The sequence below is a fragment of the Micromonospora sp. PTRAS2 genome (assembly GCF_054052245.1).
In genome coordinates this window covers 449668-469648 of record NZ_JBSWBU010000002.1, presented here as the reverse complement: position 1 = coordinate 469648, position 19981 = coordinate 449668, and the positions used below count along the sequence as shown (strand labels likewise).

At 74.9% G+C, this 19981-nt stretch carries 20 protein-coding genes; 15 read left to right on the top strand and 5 right to left on the bottom strand.

The window, feature by feature from the left end; genetic code table 11:
• Positions 1-69: 69 nt before the first annotated feature.
• A complete protein-coding gene (locus ACVMYR_RS07990) occupies positions 70-1062 on the top strand; it encodes a daunorubicin resistance protein DrrA family ABC transporter ATP-binding protein (RefSeq protein ID WP_043962226.1) in 993 nt (330 codons plus the stop codon).
• A complete protein-coding gene (locus ACVMYR_RS07985; RefSeq protein WP_077936540.1) occupies positions 1059-1868 on the top strand; it encodes an ABC transporter permease in 810 nt (269 codons plus the stop codon). Before ACVMYR_RS07990 ends, ACVMYR_RS07985 begins: the two co-directional genes overlap by 4 nt.
• A gap of 20 nt (positions 1869-1888) precedes the next feature.
• Here ACVMYR_RS07985 and ACVMYR_RS07980 read toward each other — a convergent pair whose 3' ends face one another.
• From ACVMYR_RS07980 to ACVMYR_RS07970, 3 genes are read right to left on the bottom strand one after another with little or no spacing between them, the layout of a single operon-like run.
• On the bottom strand, positions 1889-2293 hold the full coding sequence (locus tag ACVMYR_RS07980; protein ID WP_077936541.1) for a PLD nuclease N-terminal domain-containing protein: 405 nt from the start codon (positions 2291-2293) through the stop codon (positions 1889-1891).
• A gap of 27 nt (positions 2294-2320) precedes the next feature.
• Positions 2321-2638, bottom strand: coding sequence for a DUF202 domain-containing protein (locus tag ACVMYR_RS07975; RefSeq protein WP_077936542.1), 318 nt, complete (start codon positions 2636-2638; stop codon positions 2321-2323).
• Positions 2635-3057, bottom strand: coding sequence for a YidH family protein (locus ACVMYR_RS07970; protein ID WP_255704076.1), 423 nt, complete (start codon positions 3055-3057; stop codon positions 2635-2637). Before ACVMYR_RS07970 ends, ACVMYR_RS07975 begins: the two co-directional genes overlap by 4 nt.
• Positions 3058-3068: 11 nt before the next feature.
• Between ACVMYR_RS07970 and ACVMYR_RS07965 the strand changes: the two genes are divergently transcribed.
• From ACVMYR_RS07965 to ACVMYR_RS07950, 4 genes are all read left to right on the top strand, one after another.
• Positions 3069-3866, top strand: coding sequence for a GNAT family N-acetyltransferase (locus ACVMYR_RS07965; protein ID WP_457121450.1), 798 nt, complete (start codon positions 3069-3071; stop codon positions 3864-3866).
• Positions 3863-4276, top strand: coding sequence for a hypothetical protein (locus ACVMYR_RS07960; protein WP_457121449.1), 414 nt, complete (start codon positions 3863-3865; stop codon positions 4274-4276). The genes ACVMYR_RS07965 and ACVMYR_RS07960 overlap by 4 nt, the downstream gene beginning before the upstream one ends.
• Positions 4277-4488: 212 nt before the next feature.
• On the top strand, positions 4489-5268 hold the full coding sequence (locus ACVMYR_RS07955) for an electron transfer flavoprotein subunit beta/FixA family protein (RefSeq protein WP_077936545.1): 780 nt from the start codon (positions 4489-4491) through the stop codon (positions 5266-5268).
• A gap of 12 nt (positions 5269-5280) precedes the next feature.
• Entirely contained in the window at positions 5281-6240 is a 960-nt protein-coding gene (locus tag ACVMYR_RS07950) for an electron transfer flavoprotein subunit alpha/FixB family protein (RefSeq protein ID WP_077936553.1), read from the top strand.
• A gap of 126 nt (positions 6241-6366) precedes the next feature.
• Here ACVMYR_RS07950 and ACVMYR_RS07945 read toward each other — a convergent pair whose 3' ends face one another.
• Both ACVMYR_RS07945 and ACVMYR_RS07940 read right to left on the bottom strand, forming a co-directional pair.
• Positions 6367-7146, bottom strand: coding sequence for an anti-sigma factor (locus ACVMYR_RS07945; protein ID WP_457121448.1), 780 nt, complete (start codon positions 7144-7146; stop codon positions 6367-6369).
• Positions 7100-7756: an RNA polymerase sigma factor gene (locus tag ACVMYR_RS07940; RefSeq protein ID WP_176734048.1), complete on the bottom strand. Its 657-nt coding sequence runs from the start codon at positions 7754-7756 to the stop codon at positions 7100-7102. Before ACVMYR_RS07940 ends, ACVMYR_RS07945 begins: the two co-directional genes overlap by 47 nt.
• Before the next feature lie 188 nt (positions 7757-7944).
• Between ACVMYR_RS07940 and ACVMYR_RS07935 the strand changes: the two genes are divergently transcribed.
• From ACVMYR_RS07935 to ACVMYR_RS07895, 9 genes are all read left to right on the top strand, one after another.
• Complete coding sequence (locus ACVMYR_RS07935; RefSeq protein WP_077936547.1) at positions 7945-8778, top strand: DUF4397 domain-containing protein; 834 nt, start codon at positions 7945-7947, stop codon at positions 8776-8778.
• Complete coding sequence (locus tag ACVMYR_RS07930; protein ID WP_077936548.1) at positions 8775-9440, top strand: class F sortase; 666 nt, start codon at positions 8775-8777, stop codon at positions 9438-9440. Before ACVMYR_RS07935 ends, ACVMYR_RS07930 begins: the two co-directional genes overlap by 4 nt.
• Before the next feature lie 89 nt (positions 9441-9529).
• Complete coding sequence (locus tag ACVMYR_RS07925; RefSeq protein ID WP_091274403.1) at positions 9530-10705, top strand: cysteine desulfurase family protein; 1176 nt, start codon at positions 9530-9532, stop codon at positions 10703-10705.
• A gap of 36 nt (positions 10706-10741) precedes the next feature.
• On the top strand, positions 10742-11815 hold the full coding sequence (gene mnmA / locus ACVMYR_RS07920) for a tRNA 2-thiouridine(34) synthase MnmA (protein ID WP_457121447.1): 1074 nt from the start codon (positions 10742-10744) through the stop codon (positions 11813-11815).
• 94 nt (positions 11816-11909) lie between these two features.
• Positions 11910-12914: a uroporphyrinogen decarboxylase/cobalamine-independent methonine synthase family protein gene (locus ACVMYR_RS07915; protein WP_077936554.1), complete on the top strand. Its 1005-nt coding sequence runs from the start codon at positions 11910-11912 to the stop codon at positions 12912-12914.
• Positions 12915-12950: 36 nt separating this feature from the next.
• Positions 12951-13319, top strand: a complete 369-nt coding sequence (locus ACVMYR_RS07910) for a VOC family protein (protein ID WP_457121446.1) — start codon at positions 12951-12953, stop codon at positions 13317-13319.
• 59 nt (positions 13320-13378) lie between these two features.
• A complete protein-coding gene (locus tag ACVMYR_RS07905; protein ID WP_457121445.1) occupies positions 13379-14392 on the top strand; it encodes an ADP-ribosylglycohydrolase family protein in 1014 nt (337 codons plus the stop codon).
• Between the two features lie 770 nt (positions 14393-15162).
• Entirely contained in the window at positions 15163-17298 is a 2136-nt protein-coding gene (gene ligA / locus ACVMYR_RS07900) for an NAD-dependent DNA ligase LigA (protein ID WP_457121444.1), read from the top strand.
• A 191-nt stretch (positions 17299-17489) separates the two neighbouring features.
• Positions 17490-19889: a putative bifunctional diguanylate cyclase/phosphodiesterase gene (locus ACVMYR_RS07895; RefSeq protein ID WP_457121443.1), complete on the top strand. Its 2400-nt coding sequence runs from the start codon at positions 17490-17492 to the stop codon at positions 19887-19889.
• Positions 19890-19981 lie beyond the last annotated feature (92 nt).

Genomic DNA, 19981 nt, shown 5'->3' with positions numbered 1-19981 from the left:
CGAGGCTCGGCAGTTTGTCAGTGCCGTCGGCCAGTTGGCGTGACACATGCACAGACGACGGGAGTTTCCATGACGTACGCGATCCGGGCGGAGGGCCTGGTGCGACGCTTCGGCGCCACCACGGCCCTCGCCGGAGTCGACCTCGCGGTCCCCAGCGGGACCGTGTACGGGTTGCTCGGGCCCAACGGGGCCGGGAAGACCACCACCGTGCGGGTGCTCGCCACTCTGCTCGCCGCCGACGAGGGCCACGCCACCGTCGGCGGGTACGACGTGCGCCGCGACGCCCACCGGGTGCGCCAGCTCATCGGCCTCACCGGCCAGTACGCCTCGGTCGACGAGGCGCTCACCGGCACGGAGAACCTGCTGCTCATCGGCCGGTTGCTCGGCCTCTCCCGGGCCGACGCCCGGGCCCGGGCCCGGGAGCTGCTCGCCCGGTTCCAGCTCGCCGACGCCGCCGACCGGGCGGCGAAGACCTACTCCGGCGGCATGCGCCGCCGCCTCGACCTGGCCGCCAGCCTGGTCGGCCGCCCGCAGGTGCTGTTCCTCGACGAGCCGACCACCGGGCTCGACCCGCGCAGCCGCAACGACCTGTGGGACACCGTGCGTGGCCTGGTCACCGACGGGGTGACCGTGCTGTTGACCACGCAGTACCTGGAGGAGGCCGACCAGCTGGCCAGCGAGATCGCCGTGGTCGACCACGGGCGGGTGATCGCCCAGGGCACCCCGGAGGAGCTGAAGGCCAAGACCGGCGGCCAGGTCCTCGCGATCCGACCGGCGGACCCGGCCGACCTGGCGACCGTGGTGGCCATCGCGGGGGAGGCCGCCGCCGCCAGTCCCGAGGTGGCCCAGAGCACCGTGACCGTCGCGGTCAACGGCCCCGGGGTGCTGCCCGCCGTGGTCCGCCGCCTCGACGATGCCGAGATCCCCGTGGCCGAGCTGGCCCTGCGGGGCGCCAGCCTCGACGAGGTCTTCCTGCACCTCACCGGCCACCGTGCCGAGCCCGACGCGCCGACCGGCGACGACACCCCGTCCGGGGCCGACCTGGAGAGGACCCCGGCATGACCGCCGCCACCGTCACCGCCCCGCTCGCCCCGGCCCGCCGTCTCGGCGTGGGCGCCGGGGTGCGGCACACCCTCACCCTGGCCTGGCGCAGCCTGGTGCAGATCAAGCACAACCCGATGGAGCTGCTCGATCTCAGCATCCAGCCGGTGATGTTCGTGCTGCTGTTCACGTACGTCTTCGGCACGGCGATCTCCGGCTCGCCGGGGGAGTACCTCACGTTCGCCCTGCCCGGCATCATCGTGCAGAACGCCCTGTTCGCCACGATGACCACCGGCTTCGGGCTCAACAACGACCTCACCAAGGGGGTGTTCGACCGGCTGCGCGCCCTGCCGATCGCCCGCTGGGCCCCGCTGGCCGGGCGGATCCTCGCCGACACCGTGAAGCAGGCGTGGTCGGTGTCGCTGCTGATCGGCGTCGGGGCGATCCTCGGCTTCCGGCTCGGCAACGGGGTGCTCGGGCTGCTCGGCGCGTTCGCCCTGCTGCTCGCGTTCTCGCTGGCCGCGGCGTGGATCTCGGTGCTGGTCGGGGTGCTGGTCAGCGAGCCCGACAAGGTGCAGATCTTCGGGTTCACGGTGATCTTCCCGCTCACCTTCACCAGCAACGTCTTCGTCCCCACCGACCGGATGCCGGGCTGGCTCCAGCACTGGGTCGAGGTCAACCCGGTGACGATCCTGGCCGACGCCCTGCGCGGCCTGCTGGTGGGCGGCCCGGTGGTCGGTCCGGCGATCCAGGCGATGATCTGGGCCGTCGCGCTCGCCGCCGTCTTCGCGCCGCTGGCGGTCCGGGCGCTGCGGCGTCGCGTCTGACGCCTGCGGGGGCGGCCCGGTCACACCTCGGGGCGGTTCTCCTCCCGGGGCGGGTCGCCCTCGCGGTGGCGCAGGTCGTCCTCGCGCCGGCGGAGGTCCTCCTCCCAGCGGCGGAACAGCTCGGCGTCCTGCCGCCGGGTGCGTTCGGCCAGGGAGTCGAGGAACTCCGGGTCGTCGTCCGGGGCGAGCGGCCGACGCGGGCCGCCGGGGGCCGACCGGGGCGCGCCCGGCCCTGCGGCGGGGCGCTGCCGGCCGGCGAGGAACCAGGCGATCGAGCCGACCAGCGGGAAGAACAGGATGATCAGCACCCAGGCGATCCGGGGCAGCCCGCGGATCGCCCCCTCCTCGGCGGAGAGGCAGCTGATCAGCGCCAGCACCGCGAGCGCGATCTGGACCAGGAAGAGCAGGACGTACAGGCGGGCCATCTCCCCATCATGGCGCACCCGCGCCCGTCACCCCAGTCCGCGCAGGACCAGCAGCACGCCCAGCGTGGCCTGCCACGCGGCGGCGAGGGCCAGCGCCGGCATGGTGCGGGAGGTGGCGCGCACCGGGCCCGACCCGACGGCCCGCCCCCAGCACAGGGCGAGGGCCGCCGCCCAGCCGGCGACCGCCGCGCCGGCCAGCACCGCCCCGGCGGCGTCCCCGGTGAGCGCCAGCCGGACGGTCAGCACGGTGACGGCGGTGAGCGCGAGCAGGCTGCGCCGCCAGGCCAGGCGGGTGCGTTCGGGTTGCAGCCCCGGGTCGCCGGCCGGGCCCGGCCCGACCGTCACCGGCCGCCGATCGCGCGGGCCAGCACCGCGATGACCAGCAGCACCGCGCCCAGCCCCACGGCGAGGGCGAGCACGGCGGGGAAGCGGGACGCCGGCAGTTCCTCGCCGAGCCGGATGGCGCGTTCGGTGCGGGCCCAGTGGTCCACGGCCCGCACGGCGACGGTGCCGCCGAGCAGCAGCAGCGCGACGGCGATCGCCTCGCGCAGGTGCGCCAGCGGCAGCGGCGGGAGGAACTGGGCGGCGGCCAGCCCGCCGGCCACCAGGGCCAGCCCGGTGCGCAGCCAGGCCAGGAACGTCCGCTCGTTGGCCAGGGAGAAACGGTAGTCGGGCGTGCTGCCCACCGACCGCAGCTCCCGCGGGTCGAACCACCGCCGTACCGTCTCCCACACGCAGCCGATTATCCGCTTTGTCCAGGGCATAGGTTGGACGGGTGACTGATCTTGATGCGACGACGCTGCGCGAGGCGTACGACAACCAGCTCAAGGCGTGGGCCCCGGACCCGCTGCCGGAGGGCGTGACGGTGGAGCGGGACGGGCCGTTGGTGCGCATCCTCGGCCTGGACCACGGGGGCTTTCTGACGTACCGCGACCTGGGTGGCCTGACCGGGGCGGCGCTGGACGCGCTGATCGTCCGCCAGGTGGAGTTCTTCCGCGCCCGGGGCGAGTCGGTGGAGTGGAAGCTGCACGGCCACGACGAGCCCGCCGACCTGCCGGACCGGCTGCGGGCCGCCGGCTTCGTGCCCGAGGAGCGGGAGACCGTCGTGATCGGCCCGGTCGCGCCGCTGGCGGCCACGCTCCCGGTGACCCCCGAGGGGGTACGCCTGCGCGAGGTCACCGCCCGCGCCGACCTGGACCGGATCATGGTCATGGAGGAGGAGGTCTGGGGCGTGTCCCGGGATCACTTCGCCGACGGGCTGGAGAAGGAGATCGCCGCCGACCCGCAGTCGATCACGGTGGTGGTCGCCGAGGCGGGGGAGACCGTGGTCAGCGCCGGCTGGGTGCGCTACGTGGCGGGCACCGGCTTCGCGACGCTGTGGGGCGGCTCGACGCTCGCGCAGTGGCGGCGCCGGGGCATCTACCGGGCGCTGGTCGGCTACCGGGCGCGGCTGGCCGCCCAGCGGGGCCGGACCCTGCTGCAGGTGGACGCCTCCGAGGACAGTCGGCCGATCCTGCAGCGGTTGGGTCTCGTCCCGGTCACTACGACCACGCCCTGCATCTACACTCCGTGACCATGGGCCAGCCGCTGACGGACGAGGAACGACTCACCCTGAAGACGGGCGCGTTCGGCGCGGTCTTCCTGGTGTCGAACGCCGACCCGGGCATGTTCGCGATGCTGCGGGAGAGCTTCGCCGCGTCGGGGGCGATGGCGGGGGCGAGCGGCCCGGTGAAGGAGGCGCTGACGACCGGCCCGCTGCCGAGGCTGCCCCGGGACTCGGCCCTGGAGGTCGAGGCGGTGGTGCTGCCGGCGCTGGGCCGGGCGGTGGAGATCCTGCGCGCGAAGTCGCCGGAGGACGTGGCGGCGTACCGGTCGCTGGTGCTGGCCGCCGCCGACCGGGTGGCGCGGGCGCACCGGGGGGTGACGCCGGCCGAGGCCGAGGTGATCGACCGGATCCGGGGCGCGCTGGCCGAGCCGGCCTGAGTCCGCGCGTGTCCGGTGCGCCCCGGAGTCGGGGTGCGCGGTGAGCTGTGTCACCCTGAGGCCCCCGGGAGCCGATGCTACTTGTGGGTAACATTGGCGCGTGGGCAAGTGCACAGCAGCCCGTGGTTGACCGATCGTTAAGTTTCGCGGGAGGCTGCGCCCGTGACCTGGCGAGGGATCGCCACACCAACAGGAGGGGTCGTCGAAGCGCGATGAACATCGTCGTACTCGTCAAGCAGGTGCCCGATTCGGGCGCGGACCGCAACCTGCGTCCTGACGACAACACCGTCGACCGCGGTTCGGCGAGCAACGTCATCAACGAGATGGACGAGTACGCCATCGAGGAGGCGTTGAAGATCAAGGAGGCGCACGGGGGCGAGGTGACGATCCTGACCATGGGTCCGGACCGGGCGACCGAGTCGATCCGCAAGGCGCTGTCGATGGGGCCGGACGCCGCCGTGCACGTCGTCGACGACGCCCTGCACGGGTCCTGCGCCGTGGCCACCTCGAAGGTGCTCGCCGCCGCCCTCGGTCAACTCAACGCCGACCTGGTGATCTGCGGCGCCGAGTCGACCGACGGCCGGGTCCAGGTCATGCCGCACATGATCGCCGAGCGCCTGGGTGTGGCCGCGCTGACCGGCGCGCGCAAGCTCACCGTCGACGGCTCCACCCTGACCGTGGAGCGGCAGACGGAGGAGGGCTACGAGGTGGTCACCGCCTCGACCCCGGCCGTCGTCTCCGTGTGGGACACCATCAACGAGCCGCGCTACCCGTCCTTCAAGGGCATCATGGCCGCCAAGAAGAAGCCGGTGCGCACTTTGTCCCTGGCCGACCTCGGCGTCGCCCCGGCCGAGGTGGGCTTCGACGGCGCGACCAGCACCGTGCTGGAGCACAGCAAGCGCCCGCCGCGCTCCGGCGGCGCGAAGGTCACCGACGAGGGCTCCGGCGGCGCGCAGCTGGTCGAGTTCCTCGCCACCGAGAAGTTCGTGTGAGGGGTGCAGGTCATGTCTGAGGTTCTCGTCGTCGTCGAAGCCACCCGCGAGTTCGGCGTCAAGAAGGTCACCCTTGAGATGCTCACCCTCGCCCGCGAGCTCGGCACGCCCAGCGCGGTCGTGCTCGGCGGCCCCGGCGCGGCCGAGGCGCTGAGCGCGAAGCTGGGCGAGTACGGCGCGGAGAAGATCTACGCCGCCGAGAGCGAGGAGATCGACGGCTACCTGGTGGCCCCGAAGGCCACCGTGCTGGCCGACCTCGTCAAGCGGGTGCAGCCGGCCGCCGTGCTGCTCGCCTCCGCCCAGGAGGGCAAGGAGATCGCCGCCCGGTTGGCCGTCAAGCTGGACAACGGCATCCTGACCGACGTGGTCGCCCTCGCCGCCGACGGCACCGCCACGCAGGTCGCGTTCGCCGGCTCGACCATCGTCACGTCGAAGGTCACCAAGGGCCTGCCGCTGGTCACCGTGCGGCCGAACTCGCTCACCCCGGCCCCGGCCCCCGCCACCCCCGCCGTCGAGCAGCTCACCGTGACCGTGGGTGAGGCGGACAAGCTGGCCAAGGTCGTCGACCGGGTCGCCGAGCAGAAGGGCTCCCGCCCCGAGCTCACCGAGGCGTCCGTGGTCGTCTCCGGCGGCCGAGGCGTCGGCAACGCCGACAACTTCAAGCTGGTCGAGGAGCTGGCCGACCTGCTCGGCGGGGCCGTCGGCGCGTCCCGCGCGGCCGTCGACTCCGGCTTCTACCCGCACCAGTTCCAGGTGGGCCAGACGGGCAAGACGGTCTCCCCGCAGCTCTACGTGGCGTTGGGCATCTCCGGCGCGATCCAGCACCGGGCCGGCATGCAGACCTCGAAGACCATCGTCGCGGTGAACAAGGACGGCGAGGCGCCCATCTTCGAGCTGGCCGACTTCGGTGTGGTGGGCGACCTGTTCAAGGTCGTGCCGCAGGCCGCCGAGGAGATCCGCAAGCGCAAGTGAGCCACCCCCCGGGGGACCCGGGGCGAAACGCCGAAGGGGGCCACCCGGGATCGGGTGGCCCCCTTCCGCCGTTGCCTGTCGACGGGGAGCTGATCGGCGGGCCGGGGAGCTGATCCGGCCCGCCGATCAGCCCGTCAGGGTGCCCCTCAGCAGGCTGTCGCCGGAGTGGGCGGGCTTGTTGTCGTACTGCTCGGCGGAGACGTCCACCACCGAGTAGGTCCGGAGGTCGACGTTCGGCGGCAACGGTAGCAGCGCGTCCCCCGTGCCGGAGTTCAGCACGCCGACCGAGAACATCCGCATGGTGGCCGGGTCGATGAGCCAGACCTCGTAGTACCCCGGTACCGCCGGGAGATTCGCCACATGCAGGTGCAGTTGGTTGTCGGTGAACACCCGGGCGTCCCCGTTGGCGTCGCGCGGCGTCGTCCCGTACGCGGTCAGGGCCCCGCTGGCCAGCACCACGCGCTCCGGCGGCCGGGGCTCGTCGGCGGAGCCCGACAGCACGGCGAAGGTGCCCACCACGCCGACCGCGGCGGCGGCCGCCGCCGTCACCGCCGTGACCGCCCAGCGGGGCAACCGGCGACGCCGCCCACCGGCCCCGCCGGGCCGCGCCGCGCCGTTCTCCGGCCGCGCGTCGGTCTCCGGCGGCCCGGCGGCGCGGCGGTCGCCGAGCGACGGCAGCGCCTCGGCCGCCACGACCTCCGCGACGATCCCCTGCCACACGTGCTCGGGCGGGTCGGGCAGGTCGCCCAGCCCCTGGGTGCCGGCACCGAGGCCGGCGACGTGCCGCAGGCCGTCCACCTCGGCCCGGCAGTGCGCGCAGGCGTCGAGGTGGCGGGCCTCACCGTCGTCCGCCTCGCTCTCACCGAGCGCCAGGAAGACCAGCCGGTCGTGGTCCAGGTGCTGCACCGTCCACCTCCCATCTGCGTTTCAGGCTCGCCATACCTCGCCGGATGTGACTCTTGACCGTCCCCAGCGGCACGCCGGTCACCGTCGCGATCTGCTGGTGGGTCAGGTCGTCGTAGAACGCCAACTCCAGCATCCGGCGCTGGTCGTCGGGGAGCCGGGCCAGCTCGTCGGCAACCACCAGCCGGTCGACGACCGTGTCCGGGTCCGGGCCGGTCGGGGCCGGATCGGGCAGTTGCCGCACCGTCTCCACCACGCGGTTCTCCCGCGCGGAGGCGCGCAGCCGGTCGACGACCTTGCGCCGGCCGATGCCGAGCAGCCAGCCGATCAGCGACCCCCGGGACGGATCGAAGGTGTCCCGCCCCAGCCAGGCCGCGACGAAGGTCGCCTGGGTCACGTCCTCCGCGTCGCTGCGGTTGGCCAGCGTGCTGGTGGCCAGGTGCAGCACCGCCCGGCCGTACCGGTCGTACGCCTGGCGCAGGGCGGCCTCGTCGCCCGCGCGGAACCGCTCGGCGAGGTCGTCCTGGGGTGGTGGCTCGGGTTCCTGTTGCACCGCTGTCACCGGGCGGTTCGCCTTCCGTGGAGCATGCCCGACTGTAACCCCCGCCGTCATCGCCCCACCTTCGCGCCTCGTGCGTCCGCACCTGTCTCACCTGCTCTTCGCCGTCGAGGGCCCCCGTGGATGCGCCCGCCGGAAAGAAAAAGAAGTCGTCGGAGGGCGCATCCGGGGCGGCGGGAGCCGGCGTAACCCGTTCTGCAAGCCAGGCCTGACGAACCAGCACGAACCACCAGGAGGCAGACATGCAGCTCTCGTACTTCCGTCGGGTCGCCGCGGGCGGCGCGGTCGCCGCGCTGACCTTCGCCGGTGCCGGTGCCCTCACCGCCACGCCGGCCTACGCCGCCACCAGCAAGGTCTCCGTCGTGCACGGCATCCCCGACACCCCCGTCGACGTGTATGTCAACGGCAAGAAGACCCTCGACAACTTCAAGCCCGGCGACGTGGCCGGCCCGCTCGACCTGGAGCAGGGCGCGTACGACATCGCCCTGACCAAGCCCGGCGAGGCGCTCGACAAGGCGATCCTCACCGTCGACGACGCCGAGGTGCCGGGCGGGGCGAACATCAGCCTCGCCGCGCACCTCGACGAGGCCGGCAAGCCCAGGATCACGCCGTTCGCCAACGACACCGCCAAGGTCGACGCCGGCAAGGCCCGGCTGATCGTCCGGCACACCGCCGCCGCCCCGGCCGTGGACGTGCGGGCCGGCGGAAAGCCCGTCTTCGAGGACCTGACCAACCCGAACGAGGCGAAGGCCGACGTCGACGCCGGCACCGTCTCCGCCGACGTGGTGCTCGCCGGCACCGACACCGTGGCGATCGGTCCCGCCGACCTGGACCTGAAGGAGGGCACCGCCACCATCGTCTACGCGATCGGCTCGGCCGAGGCCAAGAACCTCGACCTGGTCGCGCAGACCATCACCGGCCTGCACTCCGCCCCGGGCGGCGTGCCCAGCGGCACCGGCGGCCAGGCCGGCACCGGCGTGCAGACCTGGTGGTACGTGCTGGCCGGCGCCGGCGTCCTGCTGCTGGTCGGCGGCGGCGTCCGGGTCGCCGCCACGGCCCGGACGTCCCGCCGGTGACGGTGCGCAACCGCGGCGCGCTGGCGGCGATGGCCGCCGGCGCTGCCGCGCTCACCGTCGCCGCCGTGGTCGCCTGCGGCTCGCAGCCCGCCGAGGACGTCGGCGCGGACGACGCGGCGGCCCTGGCCGTGGCCACCGGATCGCCGGCCGCGAGCGCCCCCGGTGGCCCGTCGGTGCCGGTCACGGCCGGCGAGCTGCCCGCCGGCGACGCGACCGTGCCGCCGGTGCGGCTGCGCATCCCGGCGATCGACGTCACCGCCCGCGTCGACCCGGTCGGGGTCAACCCGCGCACCGACGAGTTCGAGGTCCCGCCCAGCGTGGACCGGATCGGCTGGTACCGGTACGGCCCCGGCCTGTCCGCCGACGCCGGGTCGGTGGTGATCGCCGGCCACGTGGACAGCGCCGAACAGGGCAGGGGGGCGTTCTTCCGGCTGCGGGAGCTGGACCGGGGCGACACCGTCACCGCCACCGGCGGCGACGGGACGACGCGCGAGTACCGGGTCGTCGCCCGCGAGGAGTACGCCAAGACGAAGATCCCGCTGGACCGGTACTTCGCCCGCGACGGCAGCCCCCGGCTCACGCTGATCACCTGCGGCGGCCCGTTCGACCCGCAGACCCGCCGATACCGGGACAACATCGTCGTCACCGCCGTCCCGGTGTGAGCGGTCGCGCCCCGGGGTCCTGGCGCCCCGGGGCGCGGGTGACCTCCGGAGTCGGGCCGGCGCGAGGCCGGTCAGTAGGCTGAGCGGCGATGGCATACCTGGATCACGCGGCGACGACTCCGATGCTCGACGAGGCACTGGAGGCGTACGTGGCCGCCGCTCGCGAGGTCGGCAACGCGTCGTCACTGCACGCGGCGGGCCGGCGCGCCCGTCGCCGGGTGGAGGAGTCCCGCGAGCGGGTGGCCGCCGCGCTGGGCGCCCGCCCCTCCGAGGTGATCTTCACCGGCGGCGGGACGGAGAGCGACAACCTGGCGGTCAAGGGCATCTTCTGGGCCCGCCGGGCCGCCTCCCCGGCCCGCCGCCGGGTGGTCTCCAGCGCCGTCGAGCACCACGCCGTCCTCGACACGGTCGACTGGCTGGCCGAACGCGAGGGCGCCGAGGTGGGCTGGCTGCCGGTGGACGCCGCCGGCCGGCTCGACCCGGAGGCGCTGCGCGCCGAGCTGGCCGACCACGGCGACGCCGTCGCCGTGGTCACCGCGATGTGGGCCAACAACGAGGTCGGCACCCTGCAACCGGTGGCCGCGCTGGCCGCCGTCGCCGCCGAGCACGGGGTGCCGTTCCACACCGACGCGATCCAGGCGGTCGGCCAGGTGCCCGTCGACTTCGCCGCCAGCGGCGTCTCCGCGCTGACGGTCACCGGGCACAAGCTCGGCGGCCCGGCGGGGGTGGGCGCGCTGCTGCTCGCCCGCGACGTCGCGGCCACCCCGCTGCTGCACGGCGGTGGCCAGGAACGCGACGTGCGCTCCGGCACCCTCGACACCGCCGGCATCGTCGCCTTCGCGGTCGCCGTTGAGGCGGCGGTGAAGGGCCAGCAGGAGTACGCGGCCCGCGTCGCCGCCCTCCGCGACGACCTCGTGCGGCGGGTCCGGCACGCCGTGCCCGAGGTCGTCTTCAACGGCGACCCCGACGACCGGCTGCCCGGCAACGCGCACTTCTCCTTTCCCGGCTGCGAGGGCGACGCGCTGCTGCTGCTGCTCGACGCCCAGGGCATCGCCTGCTCCACGGGCTCGGCCTGCTCGGCCGGGGTGGCCCAGCCCTCCCACGTGCTGATCGCGATGGGCGCCGACGACGACCGGGCCCGCTCCTCGCTGCGCTTCAGCCTCGGCCACACCAGCGGCCAGGCCGACGTCGACGCGCTCGTGGCGGCCCTGCCGGCGGCGGTGGAGCGGGCCCGCCGCGCCGCCGCACTGCGCGCGCCCCGCTGACCGGTACGCTCGGAGCGGGGAAGGGAGCGTGACGGGGTGAGGGTGTTGGCGGCCATGTCCGGCGGGGTCGACTCCGCCGTGGCGGCGGCGCGGGCCGTGGAGGCCGGGCACGACGTCACCGGCGTGCACCTGGCGCTGGCCCGCAACCCGCAGACGTACCGCACCGGGGCGCGCGGGTGCTGCACGCTGGAGGACTCGCGGGACGCCCGCCGCGCCGCCGACGTGCTCGGCATCCCGTTCTACGTGTGGGACATGGCCGACCGGTTCCACGCCGACGTGGTCGACGACTTCGTCGCCGAGTACGCGGCCGGCCGCACCCCGAACCCCTGCCTGCGCTGCAACGAGAAGATCAAGTTCGCGGCGGTGCTGGACCGGGCCGTGGCGCTGGGCTTCGACGCGGTGGTCACCGGCCACCACGCCCGGCTCGGCCCCGACGGGCTGCTGCGCCGCAGCGTCGACGCGGCCAAGGACCAGTCGTACGTGCTCGCGGTGCTGACCCGCGCCCAGCTCGACCGGTCGGTCTTCCCGCTCGGCGACTCGACCAAGGCCCAGGTCCGCGAGGAGGCGGCCCGGCGCGGCCTCGCCGTCGCCGACAAGCCCGACTCGCACGACATCTGCTTCATCGCCGACGGCGACACCCGGGGCTTCCTCGCCGGCCGGCTCGGCGAGGCGCCGGGCCAGGTGGTCGACGTGCTCACCGGCGCGGTCGTCGGCAGCCACACCGGCGCGTACGCGTACACGGTGGGGCAGCGCCGGGGCCTGCATCTGGACCGGCCCGCCCCCGACGGCCGCCCCCGCTACGTGCTCTCCATCACCCCGAAGACCAACACCGTCACGGTGGGGCCGGCCGAGGCGCTGGAGGTCTCCACGGTGCGCGCCGACCGTCCCGTGTGGACCGGCGGCGAGCGCCCCGACGGGCCGATCGAGTGCGAGGTGCAGCTGCGCGCCCACGGCGACGTGGTGCCCGCCACGGTCGAGCTGACCGGCGACACGCTGCGCGCCGAGCTGCGCCGCCCGGTGCGCGGGGTCGCCGCCGGCCAGGCCATCGTCGCGTACCGGCCCGACCCGGCCGGCGACGTGGTGCTCGGCTCGGCCACCATCGCCGGCTGACGCGCCGCCCGGCTCGACCAGCGCCGCGTGCGCGGTGCCCGGCTGTGCGACACATCGCCGCGTGCCGCCGGCCGCCGACCGGTACCCTTCGCCCGTGACAGCTAGCGCGTGGCCCTGGCCCCTCGGCGCGGCGACCGGCATCGGTTCGTTGCCCGGCACCGACATCGCCGAGGCGCAGCGGATCGTCCTCGGGGAGCTGCCCGCCCTGCCCCACCTGCCCGAGCTGCCGGCGCGCGGCCCCGGGGCGGACCTGATCGGCCGCACCGGCGGCCTGCTGGTCGAGCTGCCCGTCGAGCTGTACGCGGCCCACTGGCGGGTCGCCCCCCGCCCGGGGCGGGAGCTGCGCCGGGCCCGGGACCTCATGGAACGCGACCTCGACCAGCTCGCCGAGCAGGCCGAGGAGTACGCCGGCCCGGTCAAGGTGCAGGCCGCCGGCCCGTACACCCTGGCCGCCGGCATCGACCTGCCGATCGGCGGCCGGATGCTGCGCGACCCCGGCGCGGTGCGGGACCTCACCGGTTCCCTCGCCGAGGGGCTGCGCGCCCACCTCGCGGCGGTCGCCCGCCGGCTGCCCCGGGCCTCGGTGCTGCTCCAGCTCGACGAGCCGTCCCTGCCGGCCGTGCTGGCCGGGCGGGTGCCCACCGAGAGCGGCTTCGGCACGTACCGGTCGGTGCCGCAGCCCGACGCGGCGGACCTGCTGCGCACGGTGGTCGAGGCCGTCGGCGTGCCGGTGGTGGTGCACTGCTGCGCGCCGGATGTCCCGCTGGAGCTGATCCGCTCGGCCGGCGCGGCCGGGGTCGCCCTGGACCTCGCCCTGGTGAAGGATCTGGACCCGCTCGGCGAGGCCATCGACGCCGGGCTCGGGCTGCTGGCCGGCGCCGCACCGGCCACCCCGCCGCCCGGCGGTCGCGCGCCGACCTCCGCCCAGGTCGCCGATCGGGTACGCCAGCTCTGGGACCGCCTCGGCTTCCCGCGCCGCCGGCTGCCCGAGCAGGTGGTGGTCACCCCCGCCTGCGGCCTCGCCGGGGCCACGCCGCAGCACGTGCGGGCGGTGCTCGCGGCGTGCCGGGACGCGGGCCGGCGACTCGCCGAGGACTGAGGTTTCCTGTCGCACCCCGTGGGCAGGATGACGCACATGATCGGACAACTGCGCAGCACCGTGATCGACTGCCCCGATCCGCGTGCCCTCGCGGCGTTCTACGCCGAGCTGACGGGCCTGCCGCTGGCGGAGGGTGACTCCGACGGCGACGAGTGGGTGGTGCTCGGCGGCGACCCGGGCCAGCATCCCCGCCTCGCGTTCCAACGCGCCCCCGACCTGCGCCCGCCGACCTGGCCCGACCCGGAGCGGCCACAGCAGCTCCACCTCGACGTCACCGTCACCGACATCGAGGCGGCCGAGCGGGCGGTGCTGGCGCTGGGCGCGCGCCGGCTCGACGGCGAGGGGGAGGGGTTCCGGGTCTACGCCGACCCGGCCGGCCACCCGTTCTGCCTCTGCTGGGACTGACCCGGGACCGACCGGCCCGTCTGTGTCCCGTCGCATGGCGGGGATCGCCGGGGCGCGGCATGATCACACGGGTGATCGACTCCTCGCTCCGGCGGGCCTCCGGCTCGCTGCTCGGCCTGGCCTACGGTGACGCGCTGGGCCGCCCGACCGAGTTCCTGACCGTCGCCGAGATCCACCGCCGCTACGGTCCGTCCGGCCCCCGCGAGCTGGAGGGCGACCCCGCGCTGGTCACCGACGACACCCAGATGGCGCTCGCGGTGGCCTGGGCGCTGCACGACGCGCCCGCGTACACCCCGGCGGCGGTCGAGCCGCTGCTGCGGGAGCGCTTCGTGGCCTGGTCGGTCAGCCCCGACAACAACCGCGCGCCGGGCATGACCTGCCTGCGGGCCTGCGCCGAGCTGTCCCGGGGGGTGCGCTGGCAGGAGGCCACCGTGGCCGGCTCGAAGGGCTGCGGGGCCAACATGCGGGTCACCCCGGTCGGGCTGCTCGCCGTCGACCTGGACACCCTGGCCGGTCTCGCCCAACTCCAGGCGGGCCTGACCCACGGCCACCCGACCGGGCTGGCCGCCAGCGAACTGACGGCGTACGCGGTCCGCCTGCTGCGCGACGGCGCCGCGCTGGCCGAGCTGCCGGCGCTGCTCACCGACCGGGCCCGGGAGCAGCGCCGGGTCTACCGGTCGGACTGGCTCGGCGACCTGTGGCAGCGTCCCGGCGTCGACTCGCCGGAGGAGTTCATCGCCCGCGGCTGGGACGAGTGCCTGGGCGCCCTGGGCCGCCTGACCACCACCCTGACCCGCCCCGACGACGGCGGCGACCCGTGCCGGCGTACCGGCGAGGGGTGGGTGGCCGAGGAGGCCCTGGCGACCGCGCTGCTCTGCGCGCTGTGGCACGCCGACGACCCGGTCGGCGCGCTGGCCCGCGGCGCGACCACCGCCGGCGACTCCGACTCCATCGCGGCCCTGGCCGGCGCGTTCGTCGGCGCGGCGCACGGCCTGCCGGCCTGGCCGACCGACTGGGCCACCCGCATCGAGTACGCCGACCAGCTCGCCGCCCTCGCCGCCGCCCTCGACTGACTGCTCCCCGGCCGGCTGCCTTTCTCTTCGCCCCCGACTGCTCTCTCCCCCGGCCTGCCTCTCGACCCACCCCCCGAGCCGGCGGCGGGTCGAGGGCGGATGACTGCTGCCGGGACATAGGGAGCTGAGTCGAATACGACATCAGCGCCCTGCGAGGCAGCCCGACCACGGGCGGCGACATGCTCGGCGGTGCGCCAGCGGCCCGGCAGCGTTGCGGCGGTAGGGCGGTGGGGCGGTAAAGCGGTGGGGCAACGTGGCGGCCTGAACGCGCTGCTCGCGTTGTCCCGACCGATCCCCGTTGAGGCGGGTCGGGCGCTGGCAGGAGGCCGCAGGTCGACCCGCACACGCGATGCCGACTCGTTGCCGGCCGGAGCGCCTCGGACATCGTGCGGCGTTCCCTGGGAGACGCAGCGACAGGGCAGGCTGTGTGCCGAAGCCAAGCGATGATCGTCTGCTGATCATGGAGACGGGCGTCGGCGTGTCGTCTCCATGATCAGCAGACGATCATGGCGGGGTGGGGATGGCCTGGTGGTGGGGGGCCTGGGCGGTGGGTGGCTCGGCCGCGGGGCCTGGCGGCGGATGGACCGGTGGCGGATGGACCGGCGGCGGGGTGATGTCGTTGGTGACTCAGCTCCCTAGGCACCGCAACTGCCCACGTTCCCTCGCGTGACGTCGGCTGCTCCGCCCAGGCCGCGGATTGTCCCACCGTCCCGATACGGTGCGGGGGTAGCGTGAACAGGGAGGTCGACACGGTGTCCGAAGCCGGCAGCATGTCCGAGGAAGCCGTTCCACAGCAGGTGAGCCCGGCGCAGGAGGCGGCGGCGGGCCCCGAGCCGACCCCCGAGGCGCGGGAGCGGCACGCCACCCTCAGCCAGGAGCTGACCGAACACCAGTACCGCTACTACGTGCTGGACGCCCCCACCATCTCCGACGCCGACTTCGACCGGCAGTTGCGCGAGCTAGAGGCCCTGGAGGCCGAGTTCCCCGCCCTGCGCACCCCCGACTCGCCGACCCAGCGGGTCGGCGGCACCTTCTCCACCGACTTCACGCCGGTCACCCACGCCGAGCGGATGCTCTCGCTCGACAACGCGTTCGCCGACGAGGAGTTGGCGGCCTGGGCCGAGCGGGTGGAGCGGGACGCGGGCGGCCCGGTGCCCTACCTCTGCGAGCTCAAGGTCGACGGGCTGGCGATCAACCTCACCTACGAGAAGGGCCGGCTGGTGCGGGCCGCCACCCGGGGCGACGGGCGCACCGGCGAGGACGTCACGGCCAACGTCCGCAGCATCCGCGACGTGCCGGCGCGGCTGACGCCGTCCGACGACTTCCCCGATGTGCCCGAGTTCGTCGAGGTGCGCGGCGAGATCTACTTCCCGATCGCCGGCTTCGCCGACCTCAACGCGAGTCTCGTCGAGCAGGGCAAGGCGCCCTTCGCCAACCCGCGCAACGCCGCCGCGGGCAGCCTGCGGCAGAAGGACCCCCGGATCACGGCCTCCCGGCCGCTGCGGCTGGTGGTGCACGGCATCGGCGCCCGGCGCGGCTACACGCCGACGGCGCAGTCCGAGTCGTACGCGGCGCTGCGCTCGTGGGGGCTGCCCACCAGCGACCGCTGGCGGGTCGTGCCCGACCTGGCCGGCGTCGCCGAGTTCATCGCGTACTACGCCGAGCACCGGCACGACGTCGAGCACGAGATCGACGGGGTCGTGGTCAAGGTGGACCCGGTCTCCATCCAGGGCCGGCTCGGCTCGACCAGCCGGGCCCCGCGCTGGGCGATCGCCTTCAAATACCCGCCGGAGGAGGTCAACACCAAGCTCCTCGACATCGAGGTGGAGGTCGGGCGCACCGGCCGGGTGACCCCGCGAGCCCTGCTCGAGCCGGTCCTGGTGGCCGGTTCCACTGTCGCCTACGCCACTCTGCACAACGCCCGTGAGGTGGAGCGCAAGGGGGTGCTGATCGGCGACACGGTGGTGATCCGCAAGGCCGGCGATGTGATCCCCGAGGTGCTCGGCCCGGTGGTCGACCTGCGCCCCGCCGACGCCAAGCGGTTCGAGATGCCAGCGGACTGCCCTTCCTGCGGCACCGCCCTGCGCCCGGAGAAGGAGGCGGACGTCGACATCCGCTGCCCCAACAGCCGCAGCTGCCCCGCGCAGCTGCGCGAGCGGGTCTTCCACCTCGCGGGCCGGGGCGCGTTCGACATCGAGGTGCTCGGCTACAAGGGCGCGGCGGCGCTGCTCGACGCGCAGGTCATCACCGACGAGGGAGACCTGTTCGGGCTCGACGCCGAGCAGTTGGCCCGGTCGCCGTTCTTCGTCAACAAGGACGGCAGCCTCGGCAGCAACGCCGCCAAGCTCCTCGACAACCTCGCCGTGGCCCGGGAACGCGACCTGTGGCGGGTGCTGGTCGGGCTCTCCATCCGGCACGTCGGCCCGACCGCCGCCCAGGCCCTCGCCCGGCACTTCCGGTCGATGGCGGCGATCCAGGCCGCCAGCGAGGCGGAGCTCTCCTCGGTCGACGGCGTCGGCCCGACGATCGCGGCCAGCATCGTCGAGTGGTTCACCGTCGACTGGCACCGCGAGGTGGTCCGCAAGTGGGCCGAGGCGGGCGTACGGATGGCGGAGGAGGCCGGCGACGAGGGGCCGCGCCCGCTGGAGGGGCTCACGGTCGTGGTGACCGGCACCCTGAGCGGGTTCTCCCGCGACCAGGCCGCCGAGGCGATCCAGGTGCGGGGTGGCAAGGTCACCGGCTCGGTCTCCAAGAAGACCGGCTTCGTGGTGGTGGGCGACAACCCGGGGTCCAAGGCCGACAAGGCGGCCACCCTGAAGGTGCCGGTGCTCGACGAGGACGGCTTCCGGGTCCTGCTCGACCGGGGCCCGGACGCGGCCCGGGAGGTGGCCCGGGTCGGCGAGTGACCCGAGCGGGAGCGCGGCGGGCCCGCGGCGGGCGACCGCCGGGGCACCTTGACCGCACCTGGCCGCGTATACCAAGTTAGTTACGACTAGGACCGATTCGCGGCTGTCATCTCTGAAAAGCGGCACCCAGGGCGTTTCATGGTGGTCACGGCGGGCACAGGGCCCGCCGCGACCGCTGCCCGGGAGGTGCGATGGAGGCCGTCGATCCGCGAAACTCCGTCCCGCCGGGACGGGTGACGCCCTTCTTCGGTTTCGTCGCCGCCGTCGCCGCGCTGGCGGTGCTGCTCTCCGCCGGGCCGCTGGCCGCGCTGGCGGGCCGGCTCGCCGAGCTGCCGGCGGCGTTCTGGACGATGGCGGCGCTCGCCGTCGTCTGCGACGCGCGGCCGTTCGTGCCGCCCGGGCGGCGGCAGTCGTCGGCGGTCTTCCCGTCCACCTGCTTCACCTTCGCCATCCTGCTCGGCTGGGGGCTGGGCCCCGCCGTGGCCGTGCAGACCGTGGCGGTGGTCGTCTCCGGCTGGCGGATGGGGCACGCCGCGTGGCGCTCCGGCTTCAACGCCGCCCAGTACGCCTGCGCCCTCGCCGCCGCCTCGGCGGTCACCGCCCTGGGGCCGGGGAGCATCTTCGCCGGCGGGCGGCTGCGCGCGGTCGACGTGCTGGCGGTGGGCGCGGCGACCGCCGTCTGGTTCGCGGTCAACTACGGCCTGGTCAGCACCGCCATCCGGCTGCGCTTCGCGGACCGCTGGTGGCCCGGCGTGCGGTCCGGCCTGGGGTACGAGCTGATCTCCACCGGGTCGCTGCTGCTGCTCGCCCCGGTGCTGGTGGCCGCCGCCCGGGCCAGCGCCGCGCTGATCCCGCTGGTGCTGGTGCCGCTGTTCGCGGTGTACCGGATGGCCCGGCTCGCCGCCGAGCAGGAGCACCTCGGAGCGCTCGACCCGCTCACCGGCCTGCCCAACCGCAAGGCGCTGCTGGCCGAGGTCGCCGAGCAGGTCCACCTGCACGCCGAGCGCTCCGCGCGCAACGAACCGGACGCCCAGCTCGCGCTGCTGCTGATCGACCTGGACCGGTTCAAGAACGTCAACGACGCGCTCGGCCACGCCGTCGGCGACCGCCTGCTGATCGAGGTCAGCGCCCGGCTGGCCGGCGCGGTGGGGGAGCGGGACCTGCTCGCCCGCCTCGGCGGGGACGAGTTCGCCATCGTCAGCACCGGCCTGGCCGGCGTGGACGCCGCCCGCGCCACGGCCGAGCGGCTGGTCGCCGCGCTCGCCGAGCCGGTGTCGCTGGACGGGCTGCCGCTGGACGTCGGCGGCTCCATCGGCATCGCCATGTATCCCGAACACGGCGAGGACTTCGCCACGCTGATGCGCCACGCCGACGTCGCCATGTACGACGCCAAGCACCGCAACGACACCATCGCCGTCTACGCCGCCGAGTCCGACCACAACTCGGCCGAGCGGCTGGGGCTCCTGGCCGACCTGCGGCGCGTACTCGAGGCGGGGCCGGTCGGGTCGGCGGAGCGCGACGCGCCGGTCGGTGCGCGCGGCGGCGACGGGGCCGCGCTGCCGGCGGCGCTGTCCGCGGCGGCGGGCGGGCCGGTCGACGCGGGACGGCCGGCACCCGCCGGGCCGGGCCGGTGGCGGGCCCGCCGGCACCGGCAACGCGTGGAGCCGGACCACCCCGACGACCTGATCAACCGGATCGTCACCGCCGCCGACCCGATCCGCCGGCGGGCCGCCGAGCCCGACGCCGAGCCGGGCGGGGCGGACGCCGTGGTGCCGGTGCCGCAGGCCGGGCCGGCGCGCGGCGACGCCGACGGCGCCGGCCGGATCACGATGTACTACCAGCCGCAGGTCGCCATCGCCACCGGCGAGGTCGTGGGCGTCGAGGCGCTGCTGCGCTGGCGGCACCCGCGCCGGGGCATGGTCGATCCGGAGGAGCTGATCCGGGTCGCCGAGCAGAGCGCCGTGATGCGGCTGCTCACCCGCCGGGTCGTCGACGACGTGGTGGAGCAGCTCGCGAAGTGGTCGGCGGCCGGGATCACCCTGCGGGCCGCGCTCAACGTCAGCGTCCGGGACCTGCACACCGGCGAGATCGCCGACCAGATCGCCGACCGGCTGGCCCGCTACGGCGTCCGGCCCGACCGGCTGCAACTGGAGATCACCGAGGGCGCGCTGATGGCCGACCCCCGCCGGGTGCTGGCGACCATCTCGCGGCTGCACGCCATCGGGGTGGCCATCGCGCTGGACGACTTCGGCACCGGCTACTCCAGCATGCAGCACCTGCGCCGGCTGCCGCTGTCGGAGGTCAAGGTGGACCGGTCGTTCGTGCTGGGGATGGCCGACGACGCCGACGACGCCGCGATCGTCCGGTCGATGATCGAGCTGGCCGGGGCGCTCGGGCTGCGGGTCGTCGCGGAGGGCGTGGAGGACGAGCGGACCTGGCGGCTGCTGCACGCCGCCGGCTGCGACGTGGCGCAGGGCTGGTTCTACGCCCGGCCCATGCCCGCCGGGGAGCTGACCGACTGGCTGGCCCGCTACCGGCCGCTGCGGCCGGCGGCCCGCGAGGCGGAGAGCCGGCCCCCGCAGGCCCGCTGACCCCGCCGCCGCGCCGGCCGCAGGGGGAGTCGGGGACGCCCGGCCGGTGCCGGGCAATAGACTCGCTGCGGTCACCGCGCGTCATCGTCGTT